The organism is Acinetobacter sp. UNC436CL71CviS28, from assembly GCF_000620525.1.
Taxonomy (GTDB): Bacteria; Pseudomonadota; Gammaproteobacteria; order Pseudomonadales; family Moraxellaceae; genus Acinetobacter; species Acinetobacter radioresistens.
In genome coordinates, this window is the sequence record NZ_JIBB01000014.1 from 41,971 (window position 1) to 61,248 (window position 19,278).

General features: G+C 39.8%; 21 protein-coding genes and 1 other RNA gene. 11 read left to right on the plus strand and 11 right to left on the minus strand.

Features of this window, described 5'->3' with window-relative positions:
• Window positions 1-67: 67 nt before the first annotated feature.
• Entirely contained in the window at window positions 68-892 is an 825-nt protein-coding gene (locus N518_RS0106970; protein WP_026055470.1) for a YbgF trimerization domain-containing protein, read from the minus strand.
• A 335-nt stretch (window positions 893-1,227) separates the two neighbouring features.
• On the opposite strand from N518_RS0106970, the gene ffs reads away from it, so the two are divergent.
• Window positions 1,228-1,324: signal recognition particle sRNA small type (gene ffs / locus N518_RS16725), an RNA gene on the plus strand.
• A gap of 9 nt (window positions 1,325-1,333) precedes the next feature.
• Here the strand turns inward: ffs and N518_RS0106975 are convergent.
• The 4 genes from N518_RS0106975 to N518_RS0106990 form a co-directional block, all read right to left on the minus strand.
• Window positions 1,334-1,819 (minus strand): regulatory protein RecX, encoded by a 486-nt coding sequence (locus tag N518_RS0106975; RefSeq protein ID WP_005025680.1) that lies wholly within the window; start codon window positions 1,817-1,819, stop codon window positions 1,334-1,336.
• A 53-nt stretch (window positions 1,820-1,872) separates the two neighbouring features.
• On the minus strand, window positions 1,873-2,919 hold the full coding sequence (gene recA / locus N518_RS0106980) for a recombinase RecA (protein ID WP_005025682.1): 1,047 nt from the start codon (window positions 2,917-2,919) through the stop codon (window positions 1,873-1,875).
• 148 nt (window positions 2,920-3,067) lie between these two features.
• Entirely contained in the window at window positions 3,068-3,508 is a 441-nt protein-coding gene (locus N518_RS0106985; RefSeq protein ID WP_005025683.1) for an RNA-binding S4 domain-containing protein, read from the minus strand.
• A complete protein-coding gene (locus N518_RS0106990; protein ID WP_005025685.1) occupies window positions 3,492-4,178 on the minus strand; it encodes an HAD-IA family hydrolase in 687 nt (228 codons plus the stop codon). Before N518_RS0106990 ends, N518_RS0106985 begins: the two co-directional genes overlap by 17 nt.
• Window positions 4,179-4,559: 381 nt before the next feature.
• On the opposite strand from N518_RS0106990, the gene N518_RS17215 reads away from it, so the two are divergent.
• From N518_RS17215 to N518_RS0107005, 3 genes are all read left to right on the plus strand, one after another.
• A complete protein-coding gene (locus N518_RS17215) occupies window positions 4,560-4,706 on the plus strand; it encodes a hypothetical protein (RefSeq protein ID WP_005014591.1) in 147 nt (48 codons plus the stop codon).
• Between the two features lie 228 nt (window positions 4,707-4,934).
• On the plus strand, window positions 4,935-5,783 hold the full coding sequence (locus tag N518_RS0107000; RefSeq protein WP_005025686.1) for a 3'(2'),5'-bisphosphate nucleotidase CysQ family protein: 849 nt from the start codon (window positions 4,935-4,937) through the stop codon (window positions 5,781-5,783).
• Between the two features lie 62 nt (window positions 5,784-5,845).
• A complete protein-coding gene (locus N518_RS0107005; protein WP_005025687.1) occupies window positions 5,846-6,592 on the plus strand; it encodes a phosphoglycerate mutase family protein in 747 nt (248 codons plus the stop codon).
• 225 nt (window positions 6,593-6,817) lie between these two features.
• On the opposite strand, the gene rpsT is transcribed toward N518_RS0107005, so the two are convergent.
• Window positions 6,818-7,087 carry a 30S ribosomal protein S20 gene (gene rpsT / locus N518_RS0107010; protein WP_005014584.1) on the minus strand — a complete coding sequence of 90 codons (270 nt, stop codon included), beginning with the start codon at window positions 7,085-7,087 and terminating at the stop codon, window positions 6,818-6,820.
• Between the two features lie 213 nt (window positions 7,088-7,300).
• On the opposite strand from rpsT, the gene N518_RS0107015 reads away from it, so the two are divergent.
• From N518_RS0107015 to N518_RS0107045, 7 genes are all read left to right on the plus strand, one after another.
• On the plus strand, window positions 7,301-7,966 hold the full coding sequence (locus N518_RS0107015; RefSeq protein WP_005025688.1) for an NAD(P)H-binding protein: 666 nt from the start codon (window positions 7,301-7,303) through the stop codon (window positions 7,964-7,966).
• Window positions 7,967-7,979: 13 nt separating this feature from the next.
• Window positions 7,980-8,489, plus strand: a complete 510-nt coding sequence (gene rraA / locus N518_RS0107020; protein WP_005025689.1) for a ribonuclease E activity regulator RraA — start codon at window positions 7,980-7,982, stop codon at window positions 8,487-8,489.
• A 15-nt stretch (window positions 8,490-8,504) separates the two neighbouring features.
• Window positions 8,505-9,278 carry a glutathione S-transferase N-terminal domain-containing protein gene (locus tag N518_RS0107025; protein ID WP_005025690.1) on the plus strand — a complete coding sequence of 258 codons (774 nt, stop codon included), beginning with the start codon at window positions 8,505-8,507 and terminating at the stop codon, window positions 9,276-9,278.
• Window positions 9,279-9,451: 173 nt separating this feature from the next.
• Window positions 9,452-9,811 (plus strand): hypothetical protein, encoded by a 360-nt coding sequence (locus tag N518_RS0107030; protein ID WP_005025691.1) that lies wholly within the window; start codon window positions 9,452-9,454, stop codon window positions 9,809-9,811.
• Between the two features lie 96 nt (window positions 9,812-9,907).
• Window positions 9,908-13,369: a transcription-repair coupling factor gene (mfd, locus tag N518_RS0107035; protein ID WP_005404176.1), complete on the plus strand. Its 3,462-nt coding sequence runs from the start codon at window positions 9,908-9,910 to the stop codon at window positions 13,367-13,369.
• A 228-nt stretch (window positions 13,370-13,597) separates the two neighbouring features.
• Complete coding sequence (locus N518_RS0107040) at window positions 13,598-14,032, plus strand: HIT domain-containing protein (RefSeq protein ID WP_005014577.1); 435 nt, start codon at window positions 13,598-13,600, stop codon at window positions 14,030-14,032.
• A gap of 64 nt (window positions 14,033-14,096) precedes the next feature.
• A complete protein-coding gene (locus N518_RS0107045; protein ID WP_005025692.1) occupies window positions 14,097-15,605 on the plus strand; it encodes an adenylate/guanylate cyclase domain-containing protein in 1,509 nt (502 codons plus the stop codon).
• 53 nt (window positions 15,606-15,658) lie between these two features.
• Here N518_RS0107045 and fdx read toward each other — a convergent pair whose 3' ends face one another.
• The 5 genes from fdx to iscU form a co-directional block, all read right to left on the minus strand.
• Window positions 15,659-15,997 carry an ISC system 2Fe-2S type ferredoxin gene (gene fdx, locus N518_RS0107050; RefSeq protein ID WP_005014575.1) on the minus strand — a complete coding sequence of 113 codons (339 nt, stop codon included), beginning with the start codon at window positions 15,995-15,997 and terminating at the stop codon, window positions 15,659-15,661.
• A 17-nt stretch (window positions 15,998-16,014) separates the two neighbouring features.
• Window positions 16,015-17,874, minus strand: a complete 1,860-nt coding sequence (gene hscA, locus N518_RS0107055; RefSeq protein ID WP_005025693.1) for a Fe-S protein assembly chaperone HscA — start codon at window positions 17,872-17,874, stop codon at window positions 16,015-16,017.
• A gap of 37 nt (window positions 17,875-17,911) precedes the next feature.
• Window positions 17,912-18,427 (minus strand): Fe-S protein assembly co-chaperone HscB, encoded by a 516-nt coding sequence (gene hscB, locus N518_RS0107060; RefSeq protein WP_005025694.1) that lies wholly within the window; start codon window positions 18,425-18,427, stop codon window positions 17,912-17,914.
• A gap of 82 nt (window positions 18,428-18,509) precedes the next feature.
• Complete coding sequence (gene iscA, locus N518_RS0107065; protein WP_005014569.1) at window positions 18,510-18,830, minus strand: iron-sulfur cluster assembly protein IscA; 321 nt, start codon at window positions 18,828-18,830, stop codon at window positions 18,510-18,512.
• 34 nt (window positions 18,831-18,864) lie between these two features.
• Complete coding sequence (gene iscU, locus N518_RS0107070) at window positions 18,865-19,251, minus strand: Fe-S cluster assembly scaffold IscU (protein ID WP_005014568.1); 387 nt, start codon at window positions 19,249-19,251, stop codon at window positions 18,865-18,867.
• Window positions 19,252-19,278 lie beyond the last annotated feature (27 nt).

The following is a 19,278-nucleotide window of genomic DNA, read 5'->3' on the forward strand; positions in this document are numbered from 1 at the left end:
GAGCTGTTATAAAAAAAGACGCCAAGTGGTGTCTTTTTTTATAAGCTGGTTTAGCTAAAATAATTTTCTATGATTTAAAATAGCCTGCTTCTTCAGACTTTGGATAGGTGCTAATGAGTTTGTTTTTAAATCGGTTAGCAGAAGCAGTATCTTTATCGACATCCTTGGCAATGCTGTAGAGTTGATACAACGCTCGTGAGGCTTTGGCTGAGGTCGGGTATTGATCTGCTACTATGGCATAGTTTTTCTTGGCTTCTTTATAATTTGGCGGCTCTACTGCCAGATTAAACTCAGCCAGCCAGAAGTAAGCATTTCCCGTATAAATACTGTTTGGATGGTTCTTGATAAAATTCTGCATTGGGGCTATAGCTTTCTTGGCACCGCCCTGTTTGTATGCATCCAGAGCGACAGTATAAGCTGCTTTTTCTAAGTCGCTCGGTGCTTGAGTAGAACTATTGCCTTGAGGCAAATTGCTAGAAGTACTATTAGATGCGATAGGGCTTACAGAAGTAGCAGCTGCTGGTTGAGCCTGTGTTTCTTCACTACTTGCCTCTTCATTTGCATTAGCGCTTTCAGGGTCAATTTTTTGAAGTAATAGTTCAATACGCTGATCAAGATCTGTATAACGATTTGTTAACTCTTTTTTGAGCTGGTCAATTTCATTTGCTTGTTCTTCAAGCTGACCACGTAAAGTACGTATGTCATTTTCCAGATTCTGGTTTTTCTGTACCAAATCCCAAGTCGGATTACTGTTTACAGTTGGTGTGGCAGTAGAAGCATTGTTGTAGCTAGAGGATTGCGAGAGGCCTCTCGATTCAATTGGAACGGCTGCGTACAGTTGAGTTGTACAAAGCAGGGCAATGAAAAGAAGGGAATGCTTATTGAGCATAATTTTGGTCCATCATATCGAGTGATTGGTCATCACTTTATTGTCTTGTCCAGCTAGGATCTAAAAATATCTAGCTGAAGTTCTACAGTATGCAGTCATTAAAAACGGCTGGCTCAAGAATTGCAATAACTCTTTACAATGTTCAGGCATATTTGGCGAGCATGAGCTTTTCCGGCTAACCTATAATATTAATAGTTATACCTGTAAAAGAGTTTCATTGTTTAAATCTTTAAGATCGTTGAGGAAATAATCAATTGAACGCTCAAGGTGCGAAAATAATGAGCAGAGACTTGCAACTTGGTTAAAAAACTCTATACTTGGTTTTGCAATGGTAGCCCCGCTGGTAGCCTCGCAATTGTACTCTGTGAACCCCGCCAGGACCGGAAGGTAGCAACGGTAGCAGATCTATGATGTGCCGAAGTTTTGCTAGTGGGGTTGCCACCACTATTCTTCATCAGCCATTCGGTTGACTGCTTTCATAATTGCTTCCATTTCAAAACCACGATACTGTAAAAAGCGGATCTGTTTTGCTTTGAGTTTTGGTTCCTTTTCAACCTCAAAACCAAATTTTTTCACTTTCAGACGATAAGCTTGCTCCGCCCAGTCTATATCAGATAAATTATCTTGAATTAATTCAGTATCCAGCTGCTTGGTTTTAAGAGCCAGTTTAATTCGATTCGGGCCTTTGCCTTTGCGTAATTGACTTGATAGCATCGCTTCAGCTACCCGCTGATCACTTTGATAAGAGTTTTCAATCAGTTCTTCAACTAATGTTCTTACTTCATCTGGATTCTCTGCATAGAGACAAAGTTTTTCAATCAGTTCGCCTTTTGAATATTCGCGTTTAGTTAGTAGGGCAAAAGCATAAGAGCGTAAACGAGTTCCGGTTAAAGGTTTTCGTTGAGTTTGCTGATTTCTTTGCTTAAACATGCAATCCTTCCTTAGATGGAAAAACGCCCCGTGGGGCGTTTCTTTCAGTTCAATTAACTTTCTAGGAAGTCCGGGACTTCTTCTGCTTCATCTTCTGCCACCGGCGCATTATTAGTAGTTAAGAGCTGCTCACGAATAAGACGCTCAACTTCTACTGCCAGCTCCGGATTTTCTTCCAGATGACGAATCACATTATTCTTGCCTTGGCCAATTTTATTACCTTGGTAAGAGTACCATGCACCAGCTTTCTGGATGATTTCTTGCTGAACAGCTAAATCAATCAACTCGCCAAGATGGTTAACCCCTTTGCCATAAAGAATCTGAAATAGTGCTTCTTTAAATGGAGGCGCCATTTTATTCTTGACGACTTTAACTTTGGTTTCAGAGCCAATAATTTCATCGCCTTCTTTTACCTGACCGATACGGCGAATATCCAGACGGACTGATGCATAGAATTTTAATGCATTACCACCAGTTGTGGTCTCAGGACTACCAAACATTACACCGATTTTCATACGAATCTGGTTAATGAAGATTACCATACAGTTAGAACGCTTAGCATTACCGGTAATCTTACGCAGTGCCTGGCTCATCAGTCGAGCTTGCAGCCCCATATGTGAATCACCCATTTCGCCTTCAATCTCGGCACGTGGGGTCAAGGCAGCAACGGAGTCGACTACGATCAGGTCAATTGCTCCCGAGCGTACCAGCATGTCTGCAATTTCTAATGCCTGTTCACCATTATCTGGCTGGGAAACCAGCAGGTTATCAATATCTACGCCAAGTTTACGTGCATACTGCGGGTCAAGTGCATGCTCTGCATCAATAAACGCACAAGTACCACCAGCCTTCTGACACTGCGCAATTGCCTGCAATGTCATAGTAGTTTTACCTGAGGACTCAGGACCGTAAATTTCAACAATACGGCCCTTAGGCAAACCGCCAATACCCAGCGCAATATCTAATGTTAAAGAACCGGTTGATACAGCTTCTACTGCCTGCACGGTATTATCACCCAGGCGCATTACCGTATTTTTACCAAACTGTTTCTCAATTTGGCTTAACGCGGCATTGAGCGCTTTGCTTTTATTCTCATCCATCTCACAACCTCAAAACTTTCGTAATATCACTATTCACTCAAGTGGATGTATCAAAGTAAAAACTTGTTTCCACCAGATTATAGTGACAGATTTATAATGACGTTTCTATGTGTTTTCCGGTCTGGGCGACACAATATGACGTGTAATTTTAACCATCATTATATGACCAGGAGTGGTCATTCTGATGATCATTTCCTTGTTTAAACTTGTTGATATCGCGACGATCTTTTTTGCTCGGACGATGATCTGGTCGTGCTAGATTATGCAATTTTCGTTGCGATGCAATCAATTCACGACGAGCGATACTTACGGGTGTTTCTTCATAAAGCATCTGGGCAACTGGTGCAGGACCACGAGTGTTTGACAGGGCTTTAATAGTTACGGTTTTACGGTCAAATCCTTGCTGAATGGTTAACTCCATTCCTACACGTATTTCCTTGGAGACTTTTACCCGTTCACCCTCATGGTGGACTTTACCACCTTCAATTGCTGCTTTCGCAACTGAGCGGGTTTTAAAAAAACGCGCTGCCCATAGCCATTTGTCTACGCGCATGCTTTCAACGGCAACATCTTCATGCTGTTTTAACATTGATTTCCTTATAAGCAGTTTCTGAAATAAAAGGAAAGAGTTCAATCAAATTATCTATGGCAGGATAATCTAGTTGTTCTTGCAGGCGAGGTGCTTGCAAACTTGAAGGTTGAAGAATAGTGAACAAGTTTTTAATTCCAAATTTCTTGGCACTGTGTAAGACCTGAGCTGTATCATCAATCAATACGGCCTGTTCCGGATTGAAAGAATGCTGTTGCTGCAGGTACTTCCAGAATGCTAGAGTTTCTTTAGGATAGCCAATCTGTTCACTGCTGATGATTAAATCAAAATGAGGGCGCAGTGGTATATTTTCAAGTTTTAATTCTAGGCTTTTACAGTCAGCATTGGTGACTAGCCAGCAGACATGACCAGCAGCCTTTAGCTGCTCTAAAAGCTCTAAACTCCCAGCTCTGAGACAAATTTTACTTTCATGGTTTTGCTGCATTTTTAGTGTATTGATACCAGTTTGTAGGCTCCAGAATGCAGAAGAATACCAGCTCAAAGTGTGTTTATGATCTAGATAAAGCTGCTGTAGATATTGATGGCTTTTCTCTAAGGAGTAGCCATGAAACTGGGCATAGTGCTCAGGCAAGCATTGATTCCAGATATAGTCGTCAAAAGCCAGATCCAACGGTGTGCCGTCCATATCAAACATTATTGGTTTAAGCATAGTTGTCCTGAATAAAGTTATTTTTTCCTCAAAATTATAACTTAAATACAAATAATTTTTATTTAAGCTGACTTAATTAGCTAAGATTTTAAAATATATAATTTTTGAATTTATCTTCTAATAAAAAATATTAAATATAGATAAGTTAAAATATAAATAAGCTTATGCTAATTAAAATTATAAGTATTATTAAAGTACATCTGGGTTATTTTATTAATATTAAAATATAAGTTTTTGAAATTGATATTATTTAAATATTTTTCAGATAAAGGGTAAAATAGTATTCTATTCAAATTACTATTTTTGTTTTAATATTTTTGGTCATATGAAAAGTTTTAGATTTCTTTAGAATTATAAGGGCTAAGTAATAAGGAGAAACAAATGAATAATAAGTTACTCATCATTAGTCTTATAAGTCTTATTATTTTACTTGGGTTTATAGCTAAAAATGAAGTTTATGAAAAAATGCAGAAGGATAATCATCAAGTTATATTGGAAAATAAAGGAATTTCTAATAGGATTTTTTAGTTTACTCAATCTTTAAAAATAGATCTATGGGATTTTAAATAAAAATTTTCTACTTAATAAGTGTGATATGTATCACGTTCCTGATTTATAATAGAAGCTCTATTATTAAAATATAATGTTTTAATAACTAAAACTGAGAGAAGATAAAAATATATTTCACTTTCGTATACAAGCAAATGATGAAAGTTAGTGGTAGCCTTAACACATCCAAGTCCGGACTCTGTATTTATGTTTATTCAATCTCAAGCACCTACAGATGAACTTATGCTTAAGCTTTTACCTATGCTTGAGCAAGCTGGCCAAACTCTTTTAGAAGAGTATGAGGGTTATTGTGCAGGAAATGATTTTAATATTAATAAAAAAATAGACCAGTCACCTGTAACTCAAGCTGACTTAAAGATTAATCATTATATACTGGAACAGTTGGCATATCTTACACCTGAAATACCAGTTTTATCAGAAGAAAGTGATTATTCAAAACGTCATCAATGGCCGCTTTGCTGGCTGCTAGATCCTCTTGACGGCACTAAAGAATTCATTCATGAACGTGATGAGTTTACGATTAATCTCAGCTTGATTAGGCATCATAAAACTATATTTTCAGTCATTGTTGTACCTTGTGAAAAGCGCATGTACATGGGCTATCTTCAAGATTTACCATTTCGCTATCAATTCAGTCAGCGGCAATGGTATCAGTATCAGCAAAATCTAGCAGATTATAAGCAAATCCAGGTAGGGTTAAGCCACGGCAGCAAAGATATACGCTATCAGCAATTTATGGATCATATTGCGCAGCAGTACCCCGTGGTACGACGTGAAGCGGGGAGTGCTTATAAATTTTGTATGATGCTAGAAGGCGTGATCGATATTTACCCGCGCTTTCACCCGACTTCTGAATGGGATACAAGCGCCGGGCAGGGGCTTTTGGAAAGTATCGGTGGTGGCCTGTTGAGTTTACAGAAAGAACCTTTTACCTATAATGCGCGTAGCAGTGTATTAAATAACGGGTTTATAGCATTTACTAATCAGGTAACACGGACTCTCTCGCTTGAGGCTTTGGCGCAAGTAAAGCTTTAACCCTGAACATCAGCTCACTCTCATGCTATAGTAATAGATAAATTGAGTTATTAAGAAATTCTATGTCGCTGAAGTTACTGCCGCCCAGTATGCATAAAGCCTTGGAACTGTTACCAGAAGCCTCAGTGCCTGTAACCTTGTTTACACGGCATTCTTTAAGAGAAATTGTAGCAGGGCAGGGATTGGCTGGGTACGACCTGCAGTTAACAGAACAAGGCCGTGACTTAGCCCATGAATGGGGTGCTTATCTCATTAAAAATACGGATCGCTTGATTCAGCATTGTATTTCGAGCCCTATTCAGCGCTGTATTGATACAGCTGCTTTGATGATTGAAGGGGCAGATCAGGTAACTCCGGCTTTAAATACACATTCGATTGAAATTGTTGAGCAGGGTCTACTGGTAGAACCTGGAAGCTTTGTACTGGATATCCAGCAGGCTGCACCTTATTTTAAACAGCAGGGTGCACTGGGCTTTATCAACAGTTTTGTCAATAACACATTACCTGGTATGAAGAATCCTATTATGGGCGTAATGGATGTACTTGAGCTGATTTACAGCACTCATCCGCAGAACTGTCGAGGTCTAAGTCTGGCAGTAAGTCATGACACCATTATTGCTGCTATTGTCGCCATAATTTCAGGACATACTCAAATTAGCCAAGCCGACTGGCCACAAATGATGGAGGGATTATTTCTATGGTTTGAAGGTGAAGATTTTGACCATAGTAAACTGAAGTGGATTTGGCGAGGTGAGTTAAAAGAACTGTCTATTCAGCAGTTTCAGGCCCAGCAAGCAAACATTTCCTGAGGATAACAACTGACAGGTTCCGTAGAAAATTCTATAATAATTGATAGATAAAAAATATTCAGTAAGTCAGAGGATAATAAGTAATAATCCTTTAAATTTCATACAGAATAATATCAGTATTCTTATTTTTAATAATATCTACTACTCTAAATAGCAAAAAAAATTGAGCTAGAGAAATTTTAGCCAGAAAAAAAGCCCATTATAGGGCTTTTTTACATATATCACTTAGTTAGAAGCTAGAGCTTTAACTTGAGTGTTTAAGCGGCTCTTATGACGAGCTGCTTTATTTTTATGGATGATGCCTTTATCAGCCATACGGTCGATTACAGGAACAGCTTTTTTATAAGCTTCTGTAGCTACTGCATAATCACCAGCAGCAATTGCACTTAAAGTACGCTTGATGTAGGTACGAACCATAGAACGCAAGCTCGCGTTGTGTTTGCGCGCTGTAACATTTTGACGCGCACGTTTTTTTGCCTGAGCAGAGTTTGCCACTCTTGCACTCCTTGAAATAGATTGGTCTGGGCGGGCTGTAGTTGAAACTGACCTTCACCAGAAGACACCATAACCAGCCCGTAAACAAGTGCCATATTTTGATGAAATGGCACGCCGAAGTCAAGTGTCGCGACGCTTTCACAACATTTTACTTGAAGATAAAAATGAGAGAAAACGTTAGATTATAAGAAATTTAAGAAGATAGGCTAAAAAATGACTGAAAATATCAAAAGTGCCATCGTAATTGGAGCAACAGGGCTAGTTGGACGAGAGCTAGTTCGAGAATTACATCAACTGGCTGAATGTGAACGCATTACTGTAGCAGTGCGGCAAGAAGATGCCGAATATAAGCAAATGTCTAAAGTAGAGCAGTTGGTCGTATCTGACTTTTTTATGTTAAATGATGAGGATGTAAGTGGCCATACTCATGCATTTAGCTGTCTTGGCACTACCATCAAAAAAGCAGGTTCTAAACAGGCATTTTATAATACTGATTTCGGCATTAATGCGCATTTTGCTGAGCTGGTTCAGGATGATGTGCTACATTTCCTCTTGGTAAGTGCAATGGGTGCAGCATCTGAATCTATATTTTTTTATAACCGGGTTAAAGGTGAGCTTGAAGATTATATCCAAAGCATGGATATGAACCGGATATCATTTATAAGGCCTTCGCTATTGCTCGGAGAGCGTCAGGAAAGCCGTATTCTGGAGGATTTAAGCCAGAACCTGTTTCGTACAGTTGAAAAATATATTCCTGGTAATTTTAAATACAAACCTGTGACAGCTCGGCAAGTAGCTCATACTATGGTCAAGGCAGCGCAAAATCAGACTGAAAAATATAAAGTTTATGATAATTTAGCTATACAGAATATGCCGTAATTGGAGATAAGACATGAATACAGAATTCGTAACCTGTGACCTGCTAGATAATAATCCTGATAAAGAACTACAAGTAATGTGTCCATCAATTGATGGTAAATACTTTAAAAGTTACGGGTTGCGTAAAACCTTTGGTGGACAAGTGGTTACAGTAAAATGTTTCGAAGACAACTCAAGGGTGAAAGAGCTTCTTGCTACAGATGGAACGGGTAAAGTACTGGTAGTAGATGGCGGTGCTTCCATGCGATGTGCACTTATGGGTGACATGATTGCTGAATCAGCTGTAAAGAATCACTGGAATGGCGTAATTATTTATGGCTGTATACGTGATGTTGATGCAATTGCAGAGCTGGATCTGGGGGTACATGCATTGGCTGCCATTCCACAAAAAAGTAACCGTAAAGGCATTGGCGAAGTTGATGTAACTTTGTATTTTGGTGGAGTGACTATTCATGCCGGTGATTATATTTATGCCGATAATAATGGTATTGTCATATCGAAAGAAAAGCTTGTAGAAGCATAATTATAAGGAAAAAATATGGTGAATCATCAAACTAAAGTAATTCAGGCGCTGGTTTCTAGTTTTACAGAAGGTGGAAGAGGTGTATCGGGAACGCCCCATCCTCATCAGCCCGAAAAACCACTCAAGCTTTATGAGTTTGAAGCTTCACCATTTTGCCGTCGTGTACGGGAAGTATTGACACTTTTAAATCTGGATGTGGAAATCTACCCTTGTCCACGTAATGGTACCCGTTTCAGGCCCATAGTCCAAAAAGAGGGCGGTAAACTGCAATTTCCTTTTCTGATTGATGAAAACACCGGCGACAAACTGTATGAATCGGAGCAGATTATTGCTCACTTATTCAAGTACTATGGCAGGAATGGGCGAGTACCTAAAGCCTATCAGAATTATCCGAAAATACCTTATGTTGCTATTGTGGGAACTCTTGTTAATGGGTTAAGAGGTGCTTTTTCTAAGGTCAATACAGGTGATGCGCCTGAGCAATTACTAGAATTATGGAGTTTTGAAGGCAGCCCTTATTCACGCGTAGTTCGTAGCGTACTGAGTGAGCTGGAAATTCCATATATTTTGCATAATGTTGCCAAGGAACGCTGGCAAGATATGGGGCCAGCAAAATTAAGACTTAAGCCAGGCAAGTATGTGCCTGTTTCTGGTGGGAAACGTGAGCAAGTCATGCAGGTGATGGGGCGAGATATTCAGGTCCCTTATATGATAGATCCAAATACTAATACAAAGATGTTTGAATCAGCAAAAATTGTTCGTTATCTTCAAGAGCAGTACGGTGGCTAACTAAAGCGCAAAAAACTGCATTGAATACCAGTAAAAAGCACTTGAATAAAAGTGCTTTTTATTTTGATATGAGTAGCCCAATTTTTTTAATCTATCATCTTTTATTCAATCTATTTATTTTGACAGCTTATATTTAGACTCAAAATTTATATTTTAATCTGTGATTTAGAAATATGTTTAACAAACTTGTCCGACTCTTCAAAACTACAGCTAAAGAGACCGAAGAACAATCCTATTTACGTGAACAAAATATTCACTTTGATCAAGATCAAGGGCCTATCGTTGATGGGATTGTGCTAAGTGATTTAAATAATCGTCTTGAATATTTTTCAAATCGTAAGCTTGAAAATTTTCAAGATTTAAAAAAATTATTTGAAATCAGTTTGCAGATTAATGAAAAAATAGACCTGGAAATTGCCACAGGCCGTTATGTTGAGCGCTTGGGAAATAATGAGCAAAATTTAAAAGAACTGAAAAAAGTTATTGAAAAGCTGAATAGCTACTATAAAAAATTTCTGCGAGATAGAGTATAGATAGTTTTATTCTTCAAGGTCTTTATTAAAAATAACTAAAAGTCGAAAAACATCATGATATTATGGGCAATGACATTTAGGCCTAAATCTATCTACATGTTCCAGAAAGAAATCTCTCAACTTAATTTAAAACAATTGAAGGCAGGTGAAAAGCGCTGGGTAGGCTCTTTACTTGGTTCTTCAGCCGCACTATTGCTTAAAGAAATTGCTGAACAATCACGGCAATTATTAGTCTTGGTGGCTAAAAATAACCAGCATGTAGCCCAGCTCGAGAGTGAGCTGGAGTTCTACGGTATAAAACCGATTATTTTCCCGGATTGGGAAATCCTGCCTTATGACCGGTTATCTCCCCATCAGGATATTGTCTCGGAGCGCCTGGCTATACTTTCTAATATGCCTCAGCAGGGCATATTACTACTTTCAGCCTCTACATTGGCACAGCGAGTTGCTCCAACTTCCTGGATATTAGGCGAGCATTTCGATATACGTGTCGGTCAAAAATTTGATCTTGAACAGCAGAAACTACGTCTGGTACAGGCTGGTTATCTTTTAGTAGATACAGTTTACGATCATGGAGAGTTCGCGGTACGCGGTAGTATTATGGATATCTATGCTTCGGGTCAGGAGGCACCCATCCGTATAGATCTGTTTGATGATGAAATTGATAGCCTTAAATTTTTTGATCCGGAAACTCAGAGAACAACAAGTAATTTAACTCAATTCAAGGTTCTACCAGCAAAAGAGTTTCCGTTAAAGGACGGACGTTCTACCTTCCGTGACCGTTATGCTGAGAGCTTTCCGACTGCCAATCCAAAAAAGAATCCTATTTATCAGGATGTCATGGAAGGTATTGCATCACCGGGTATTGATTTCTATCTGCCATTATTCTTTAGTAAACAGTCAATTCAAACTCAAGGCATGCTATCGGCATACTTACCTCAGCATTCCATTGTCATTACAGATAGGGATTTAGATGAATGTTTGATCACCTTCTGGAAGGATGTTAATCGTCGTTATGAAGATCGACGTCATAATGCAGACCAGCCTATTCTGCCACCAGAAGATTTATTCTTAAAACCGAATGCTTTACTTGAGTTACTCAATCATTTTCCCCGAATTATTGCATCATCTGAACAATTTGAAGAAAAGGCGGGTGTGATAAATATGGCGGTTTCAGAGCCGCCCCGGCTTCCGGTTAATCCTAAACATGAAAAACCATTTCATCAGGTTAAAGAATATATCGATAACGCTCAGCATCCAGTTTTACTGGTAACTGAAAGTGCAGGACGTCGCGAAAGTTTACGTGATGCCTTACGCTCGACTCTGGGTGATATTCCTACTGTTGCAAATTTCAATATTTTTCAGAATGATCAGTATAAAATTGCAATTACTACTGCTCCACTTGAGCGTGGATTAATCATTAATGATCAGCTGACCGTTATTTCTGAAAATCAGTTGTATGAGCACCGGGTAGTTCAGCGACGTCGTAAGCGTCAACAGGAAGTTTCTGAAGAATTTTTAATTCGTAGTCTGACTGAACTGAGCATTGGTGCACCTGTTGTACATATTGACCATGGTGTAGGACGTTATGCAGGGCTGGTTACCTTAAGTATTGATGATCAGGAGTATGAGTTTCTGCAGCTGGATTATGCAGAAGGTGCGAAAGTATACGTGCCCGTTACTAACTTGCATCTTATTAGCCGTTATAGTGGCGGTGACCCGGATTTGGCTCCGCTACATAAGATTGGTAGTGATGCCTGGAACAAGGCTAAACGGAAAGCACTTGAGCAAATTCATGATGTGGCTGCAGAACTCCTGCATATTCAGGCCCGCCGTCATGCCAAGCCCGGATTTGCTTTTGAAATAGATCAGAGTCTGTATATGCAGTTTGCCAGTGGTTTTGCTTATGAAGAAACCCTGGATCAGGCAAATGCTATTGAAGCGACATTATATGATATGCAAAAAGCTGAGCCTATGGACCGGCTGGTCTGTGGTGATGTAGGCTTTGGTAAAACCGAAGTGGCAATGCGTGCCGCTTTTGTAGCAGTACAGAATAATAAACAGGTCGCGGTACTGGTACCGACAACTCTGTTAGCCCAGCAACACTATGAATCATTCAAAGACCGTTTTGCAGACTGGCCGGTTCGTATTGAAGTGCTATCTCGTTTTGGTTCAAACAAGGCCCATGTAAAAAATATTCAGGATCTTGCAGACGGTAAAGTCGATATTGTAATTGGGACTCATAAACTTTTACAGGAAAATGTACAGTTTAAAGATCTGGGACTAATGATTGTCGATGAAGAACACCGTTTCGGGGTGCGTGATAAAGAGCGTATTAAAGCAATGCGTGCAGATGTCGATATGCTTACTCTGACAGCAACACCGATTCCACGTACATTAAATATGGCATTTTCAGGCATGCGTGACCTGTCGATTATTGCCACTCCACCAGCACGCCGTCTGGCTGTAAAGACATTTGTACAGGAGCATACTGATGCTTCTATCAAAGAGGCTATTTTGCGGGAATTACTTCGCGGTGGTCAGGTATATTTCCTTCATAATGAAGTCGACAGTATTGAACGTACTGCAGAGAATATCCGTGCACTTGTTCCTGAAGCACGAGTTGCCGTTGCACATGGACAAATGCGTGAACGTGAACTCGAGCAGGTAATGCAACAGTTTTATCACAAACAGTATAATGTGCTGGTTTGCTCGACCATTATTGAAACTGGTATTGATGTCCCTAATGCAAATACTATTATTATTGAACGGGCAGATAAATTAGGTTTGGCACAATTACATCAATTACGTGGGCGTGTTGGGCGCTCCCATCATCAGGCTTATGCCTACTTGCTGGTACCTTCGATTAAAGCTTTAAAAGGTGATGCAGAGAAACGTTTAGATGCCATTCAACGTGCTTCTAATCTGGGCGCCGGTTTTATGCTTGCTACAGAAGATCTTGAAATCCGTGGGGCAGGTGAACTGTTAGGTGAGCAGCAAAGTGGTTCTATGCAGGCTATTGGCTATAGTCTATATATGGAAATGCTTGAAAAAGCGACCAAAGCAATTCAGCAGGGCAAGACCCCAAATTTTGATGCTCCGCTTTCCTTAACTGCAGAGATTAACCTGCACATGCCAGCACTCATTCCAGATGAATATTTAGGGGATGTACACCAGCGGCTCTTGTTTTACAAGCGTATCAGTAATGCCGATACACAAGATAAGCTCGATAATATTCGTATGGAGCTAGTTGACCGTTTCGGTCTTGCACCGCAACCAGTCAAACAGTTATTCAGTGTGCATCAGATTCGTCTGAAAGCGGAACAACTTGGAATTACCAAGGTGGATATTGGAAGTCACGGGGGAAGTATCGAATTTTCACCTGATACAGCTGTTCAGGCGATCAGTATTATCCAGCTTATGCAAAAACAGCCGACTCACTTTCGCATGGAGGGTGGGCAACGCTTAAAGGTGCTGGTCATGCTAGAAGAGTATGAACAAAGAATTGAGTTTATTTTGAAACTTCTTGACCAGTTAACTGCAGACTTAAATCGCTAAAATAAGGCGAGGACTGAACAAGTCTTCGCAAACCTTTTTGACGGGTTAAGTATCAGTAAGTAATAAAAAAAACTTAAAGCAACAGGTACCTTTATTCATTTATCTTGGACTTATAAAATTTGAGATAAATTAATAATTATTTGTAAGGAAAGGCAGTTCTCAGAATATTCACACCATATTGGATGTGATAGTATTAGCTATCATTGTTATTGCATCATTTATAAAGATATGTTTAGTTTGCATCCACAACTTGCTCAAGATACTTTTTTTGTTGGCGATTTTCCGCTTTCAACATGTCGTCTGATGAATGATATGCAATTCCCGTGGCTTATCCTTGTGCCACGTGTACCTGGCATTACTGAATTATACGAACTTAGCCAAGCTGACCAAGAACAATTCTTACGCGAATCAAGCTGGCTATCAAGTCAGCTTGCCCGTGTGTTCCGGGCAGATAAAATGAATGTAGCTGCTTTGGGCAATATGGTTCCACAATTGCATTTCCATCATGTTGTTCGCTATCAGAATGATGTTGCATGGCCTAAACCTGTATGGGGTACACCTGCTGTACCTTATACCAATGATGTTCTGGCACATATGCGTCAGACATTAATGCTGGCGCTGCGTGGTCAGGGTGATATGCCGTTTGATTGGCGTATGGATTAGTAGTAGACACCTGTTCAAGACCATGCTACCGGTATGGTCTTCACGCAGTCACTGGAGAGCGGGAGTGTCGCTAAACCGTGTAACAGGAAAGCAGCATCCTTTACATTTCGAGTTTATACATCGATTAATTGGTTATCTCATGCTGTCTTTGACAGTGGTGATCTATTATTTCACCGCTCCAGAGACCAATTATCAAATTTATCTTCCATTTGCTTTTTTGGGGATTTTACTAGTAAGCCGGCGCCTAGAGCGTTGGTTGAAGTACCGCTTTGACTATAAAATAAAAAGAAATATATTATTCTTACTAGATGTGATTGTTGTGGCCACTACATTGGCTGCTGTACACCTGAGCTTGACCCTTACTTTTCTAGCTATCTTTGGTCTGGTTTACACATCAATCAATAATAAAATTTCTTTTTTGATGGCTTCGGTTGCTGCCTTACTGAGCATAATTATTTTTTATTTTCATAGCCTGTTTGTCTTTGGCACTCTCCAGTACTTTGAAGTTACTTCACCAGAACTGACAGTCATCGGTTTATTATGCCTCATCATTTTTATTAATTTAGGTAATTATTATCAGAATCAGCATATTCAAAAGCTCGATCAGCAGCGTCTTTACTATTTTGAACAAATGAACCGTTATATTGAGTTTGCAAATCAGTTAAGCCGCTATGCTCCTTTACAGCTCTGTCAGCAGATTATGAATGGTGAAGTAGAGGCTAAAATTGAATACAAACGAAAAAAAATGACAATCTTTTTTTCAGATATCCAAGGATTTACTGAACTTTCTGAGACTCTGATTCCTGATGATCTGGCATTTTTATTAAATGAATATCTGAGCCATATGACAGATATCGCCAAGCAATATGGCGCTACCGTTGATAAATTTATGGGTGATGCCATACTGATTTTCTTTGGTGATCCAGATAGTCAAGGCGTAGAGCAGGACGCGAAAACTTGTATCGAAATGGCAATTGCTATGCGCCAGCAGATGAAGTTATTACGTGAACGTTGGAAAAAAATGGGATATCCGGCGTTACATATCCGTATGGGGATCAGTACAGGATATTGCCATGTGGGTAATTATGGTGCTGCTCATCGTATGGCTTATACGATTGTGGGTCGAGATGCTAATTTGGCTGCACGTCTACAATATGCCGCCGAGATTGACGAGATCCTGATTGCGGATGAAACTTATAAACTGATCAGAAGTGAATTTCTGTGTATTCCTAAAACACCTATTTATTTAAAGGGATTTCAGGAACCTGTCCGTACTTGGCAAGTTATGGAAAAATTCTCGGTACATCGGCTTGAGCATCAGCAATGGTTTGATTATGAATATAAAGGATTTCATCTGATTCTTAATCTGGAAGAAGTAGAAAACTTTGAATATAGTGAGCTGGTGGAAGTACTGGAGCAAATGATTGAGCGCATCCGTACCCAGCAAAAATTAACGAATTCTCATGGCGTAGCTAAGCTTAATCTGGCTGATGAAATCAAGCCGGTCGAGCAAGAACATGTGAATACCTCAAATCGTAAAAATTTTAATGATATGAAGGTTGATCAGTTTTAAACTCTTGTTATTAATGTTCCTATTAAAAAAGCCCCTTACGTAAGGGGCTTTTTTTAGTGATTTTCAGAAGCGTGGTTAATAGTGTATTTAGGTATCTCAATTTCCAGATCTTCCTCTACCACTTTTACCTGACAGGAAAGTCGAGAGTCAGGCTCTAGCCCCCAAGCACGGTCTAGTAGATCTGCTTCTACATCATTCATTTCTTTAAGGCTGTCGAACCCCTGCCGTACAATGACATGGCAAGTCGTACAGGCACAGGACATATCACAGGCATGTTCAATTTTGATGCCATTTTTCAATAGGCTTTCACAGAGATTGGCATTGTGTTCAACTTCAAACTCGGCACCTTCTGGGCAAATTTGCGCATGCGGAAGAACTTTAATACGTGGCATAAGTCATTACCTGTTTTCTAGTTTGAGTTTGACCAATCATCAAGTTTAGTACCTTTTAATGCATGATCAATATGCTGATTCATACGTAAGGCTGCGAAAGTATCACTATGGACTTTGAGCTGTTTAACTGCCTGCTCAATTGAATGAATATCATTTTGCTCCAATTGGCCTTTTAAAGCATTTTTTGCAGCTTGAAGTTCGGTTAACTGGTCTTTGGATAAAAGCTCGGCATCAACCTTTAATGCTTGCTCCAGTGCTTCCAGTTCACGTTGTGCTTCTACTTTGGTTTCTTGTAGGTGCCGTAAATCTTTATCTTCTTCAGCATATTTGAAACCCTCAAGGAGTAAACGTTCAGTATCTGCTTCTGAAAGGCCATAAGAAGGTTTAATATCAATTTTGGCATTTACACCAGACGTAGTTTCTTTGGCACTTACTGTTAGCAAACCATCCGCATCCACCTGAAAGGTGACCTCGATACGGGCCTGTCCGGCAGTCATAGGTGGAATACCATGTAATACAAAACGTCCCAAACTGCGGCAGTGTTCTACTAGATCACGTTCACCTTGCACGACATGAATCAGCATAGCAGTCTGACCATCTTGATAAGTCGTAAATTCTTGACGGCGAGCTACCGGAATGGGGGTGTTACGCCCAATCAGACGTTCTACCAGTCCACCCATGGTTTCAAGACCAAGCGATAATGGTGTAACATCTAACAATAATGAACCTTCTTGAGTATTACCAATCAGTTGGTTCGCAGTAATAGCTGCACCAATTGCCACAACTTCATCTGGATTAATAGTACAAAGCGGTTCCTGATTGAATACTTCTGCAACAGCACGCTGGACTGCATAAGAGCGAGTAGATCCCCCAACCAATACAACATTCTGAATATCCGATAATTCAAGTTTAGCATCACGCAAAACACGTTTACAGACGCTAATCGTTTTATCCAGTGCAACTTTAATAATGCTTTCAAAGGTTGGGCGGTCAAGCTGTAAAGTATGGTCCAATATCGTCAACATGGTCGAATCGGCATTTGTTAACGCTTCTTTTGCCCGACGTGCAGCAAACAATACCTGTGCATATTCCTGATCATTGAATGTTTCAATATTAAGTTCTTTTTTTGCCCACTTTACAATTAACCGATCCAGATCATCACCACCTAAGGCTGTATGGCCTCCAGTAGCCAGAACTTCAAATACACCTTGACTGAAACGTAAAATTGAAACGTCAAAAGTGCCGCCACCTAGGTCATAAATCACATAGTTACGATCAGTTGCAAGATTGGTTGCCTGATCTAAACCATAAGCTACAGCTGCTGCTGTAGGCTCATTTAATAGACGTAAGACATTAAGTCCGGCAAGCTGAGCTGCATCACGGGTAGCCTGACGTTGAGCTTCATCGAAATAGGCCGGTACGGTAATGACTGCACCATTTACCGGATTTTGTAAGCTTACTTCGGCACGGCTCTTTAATTGCTTTAAAATATCAGCAGAAATTTCAACAGGAGTTTTATGGCCTTGTACAGTTTCAAAGGCAGGCATCTGACTGGCTTCACCCACTAATGTGTATGGGTGCTGAAATTTAATATCTGTCTGTGAGCGTCCCATGAAGCGCTTAACAGAAATAATGGTGTTTTTGGAGTCACTAGTAACAAAAGGCTTGGCCTCTTCGCCATAGTGAGTCGAATCTAAGCCGTAATGCACAATAGATGGGAGTAATACACGACCTTGTTCGTCATTCAGTACTTTGGTTTTTCCTGATAATACGGTCGCGACAAGCGAGTGCGTGGTTCCTAAGTCAATTCCGATTGCAATACGGTGTTCATGTGGCGCACTTGATTGACCCGGTTCAGCAATTTGCAAGAGAGCCATGTATTAAATCCCTTGTAAACAAGTAATAAAAATAAAATTAATAGTCATCATCTAAATCAAAGCTGTCATCATCTAATAACTGGTCTTCAGCTTTATCAATGTCATTCAAAACTTTCTGAAAGAAACGCAATTTACGCACGGTATCACGTGCTTCAGCCCAGTCTTCTTGCTGATAATCAATCTTGAATTCACGGACCAGTCCATCTATCCATTGTCTGACTTCTTCTTTAAGTGTTTGAAGCTGCTCAGTATCGGTAACTTCATCTAGCTGTTCTCGAATTTCCAGAGCTGACTGCAAGAATTCAAAATCATTAATAGATTGGTCAAGATGATAGTCCTGCTTTTTTAAGGCCAGCAAATAGGCTGCACGGCTATCAACCTGTGATAAAATTTTGTATGCCTGATTAATTTCACTTGATTTGATCAGTGCTTGGTCTTTATCTGTGGCTTTATCTGGATGATATTGTTGCTGCAATTTTAAAAACTGATTTTTTAAAATTGCCAAATCAATATCGAGTGCTACAGGAAGATTGAACAACTCAAAGTGATTCATGAAAGATGATTTCCAGGCTAGTAAATACAGTTAAAACAGTGCTAGAAGCACTGTTTTAACTTCGATACATGAGAAAGGTAATTTAGACTGTGAAAGATTCACCACAACCACATTCACCTTTCTGGTTCGGGTTGTTGAACTCAAAGCCTTCATTTAAGCCATTTTTTACATAGTCCATTTCTAAACCATTCAGGTAAACCAGACTTTTAGGATCTACGAAGACTTTTACACCGGCCTGGTCAAAAACTTGATCATGTTCATTAATATCATCAACAAATTCAAGAACATAAGCCAAACCGGAACAACCAGAAGTTTTCACACCAATACGAATGCCTTCACCCTTACCACGGTTCTGCAGGTAATTTCGAATATGAGTTGCAGCAGTTTCAGTTAAGTGGATCATGAAAACTCCATTAATTTATCTAGGATACGTCTAATCAGGCTTGAGATTTCTTGCTACGATAATCTTCAATAGCTGCTTTAATCGCATCTTCTGCCAATACAGAGCAGTGAACTTTAACCGGCGGTAATGCGAGTTCAGTCGCAATATCAATATTCTTGATCGCTTGCGCCTGATCAAGAGTCTTGCCTTTTAACCATTCGGTAACTAGGGAGCTTGAAGCAATAGCAGAACCACAACCATAAGTTTTAAAACGTGCTTCTTCAATTACACCGCTATCGTTCACTTGAATCTGAAGACGCATAACGTCACCACATGCTGGTGCACCCACCATGCCAGTACCTACATTTTCTGCGTTTTTATCTAACACGCCCACATTACGGGGATTTTCGTAATGATCAATTACTTTTTCGCTATAAGCCATGATGCTTCTCCAAACCTCGGGGTCAGC